This is a genomic window from Frisingicoccus sp., assembly GCA_016298055.1.
In the GTDB taxonomy this organism is placed as follows: Bacteria; Bacillota; Clostridia; order Lachnospirales; family Lachnospiraceae; genus Frisingicoccus.
This window is the reverse complement of the sequence record JAEDDO010000254.1, coordinates 1-2,283: the sequence shown is the minus strand read 5'-3', so window position 1 is coordinate 2,283 and position 2,283 is coordinate 1. Positions and strand designations below refer to the sequence as shown.

Below are 2,283 nucleotides of genomic sequence, written 5' to 3'. Positions count from 1 at the left end.
GGAAAGAGGTGATAGAGTAATTTATGAATGATTTCAAGGATTTCGAGGATTTTAAGGAGGATGACGGTAAATGGGTTTCACCTCATCATTCGAATACAGGCAGCTTAATGGTCAGAGAATTTCTGTGGCAGATATGAGGCCTTTGCGGAAGTGATGAAAAAATACAGCTTCGGGAGCTGATCTGTACCTTGGTAAGATACCATATGCTTCCGGTACATCTGATCGATCAGGAAAATCCGGAACGGAAAGTACGGGAAGTGGCTGCAATCGGTGAAATGGTGCCGGATTTTTCATGGAAACTCCTTTGTATGTTGTCGGAAGCGGATATGAGGGGAAGGATTGCAGCAGATATTGAGGAGCAGATGGAAAAGATTGAATTGTGCCTGGCGATTGCCGAAGAAGCAGGATGCGAGGATGGACCATACACTTTTATGACTTCTTATACAAAACATGCCTATCTGAGTGGCAGAAATGTGATGCCGGACCAGACTCTTTATGACGATACATGGGGAGAAGTAATCCTTATGTCAGGATTACCTGGAACAGGTAAGGATACATGGATATACAGCACGATTCCTGAGTATCCGATGATTTCTCTGGATGAAATTCGTAAAGAGATGAATGTGAAACCTACAGAAAATCAGGGGAGCGTGATTCAGAAAGCGCAGGAGAGAGCGAAAATCTATCTTCGGAAACATCAGCCATTTGTGTGGAATGCAACCAACATCACAAAAGATATCAGACAGAAGCAGATTTCGTTGTTTGAACGTTATGGTGCCGGTGTGAGAATCGTATATCTGGAAACAGAATGGAAGACGCAGTTGGAGAGAAACAGTGATCGTGAAGCCTGTGTGCCAGCGGAAGCAATCAAAAAAATGCTTGGAAAAACAGTGTTGCCGACTCCGGAGGAAGCACAGAGGATAGAATGGATTTGTGTTAAAAAAAATAATAAGGACACAAATTAAGAAAAGGAGTGAAACATAATGGGGTATTATGAAACGCATCGTGACGCCATTGATTATTTCCGTGAAGAATATGACTTCTTGAGTAATTTCTATCCGACAAAGGTTGTGTTTGACGGAATTACCTATTACAATTCGGAGGCCGCCTATCAAGCACAGAAATGTCTGCATCCAGAAGACCGGCTTCTGTTTGCCCTCCTGTCCTCCGATGAAGCCAAACGGTTCGGACAAAAGGTGGAAAGGCGCCCAGATTGGGACGATGTCAAATGCGGAATCATGGAACAGATTGTTTACGCGAAATTTACGCAAAATCCTACTTTAGCACAAGCGTTGCTGGATACCGGAGAAAAGCCTCTCAAAGAAGGTAACCACTGGAAGGATCTGTACTGGGGTGTAGATCTGAAGTCCGGTGAGGGTGAAAACCATCTTGGGAAGATTCTAATGGCTCTAAGGGACGATTTTCGTAAAAACGGAATCCCCGTAACGGCATTTTCCCACAATTCCCTCACAGGACCGTTTTCAGGAATGTGGATTGATGATCGTGACATCACACTGTCGGAGTGCGAATGTGTCGTAAATGCTACGGACGAAAAGCTTCTCGGCAGCAGAGGTGTAGACAGTGCTATTTATCGTGCGGCGGGATCAAAGTTGAGAGAAGAATGTGCCACACTCGGCGGATGTCGTGTCGGAGAAGCCAAGCTGACAGATGGATATCGGCTGAAAGCAAAATTTATCATTCATACTGTCGGTCCGAAATATCCATCGGAAAATTGTCGTGAGAATTTGGCAAAATGCTATACAGCAACTCTTGATTTGGCAAAGAAGTACGGAATACGAAGCATCGTATTTCCGTCAATCTCAACGGGAAAATTCAGTTATCCCAGGAAAGAAGCTTGCAAGATTGCTGTAAAGTCAGTGCATACCTGGCTCAAAGAAAACAGGGACTATGACATGAAAGTTGTATTTTCCTGTGTTGATCCTAAGATATATGAGTTGATTTATACGGAATTAAATTCCAAATAAAAGGCATATATGGATTATGATAAATTTGAAAATTGGTATTTTAAGCGATTTACATTTGTTCAATAAAATAACAAATATTGAACTAGTGTGACAGCAAGTTGATTTCTAGAGTAATGTATCATACCATATAGTCATCCAAATCTATTTACGAAAGAAGGAAAACTATATGGGACGCCCTACTCAATATACAGTTTCTCTCAGTCAGGAAGAGAAAGAAAAACTTTTAGCAATGAGCAAAGATAACAATCTTTCAGCGCGTGTTTCCAAACGTGTTCTGATTCTTCTGGCTCTGGACAAT

Annotated in this window: 2 protein-coding genes; both read left to right on the top strand. The window is 42.2% G+C overall.

Features of this window, described 5'->3' with window-relative positions:
• Positions 1–188: 188 nt before the first annotated feature.
• On the top strand, positions 189–965 hold the full coding sequence (locus QZZ35_RS11280; RefSeq protein WP_291237492.1) for an ATP-binding protein: 777 nt from the start codon (positions 189–191) through the stop codon (positions 963–965).
• 18 nt (positions 966–983) lie between these two features.
• On the top strand, positions 984–1,985 hold the full coding sequence (locus QZZ35_RS11275) for a macro domain-containing protein (RefSeq protein WP_291237491.1): 1,002 nt from the start codon (positions 984–986) through the stop codon (positions 1,983–1,985).
• Positions 1,986–2,283 lie beyond the last annotated feature (298 nt).

Bases quoted from the DNA above. Each gene is read 5' to 3' on its own strand.
- QZZ35_RS11275 (WP_291237491.1), top strand. From the start codon at position 984: ATGGGGTATTATGAAACGCATCGTGACGCCATTGATTATTTCCGTGAA.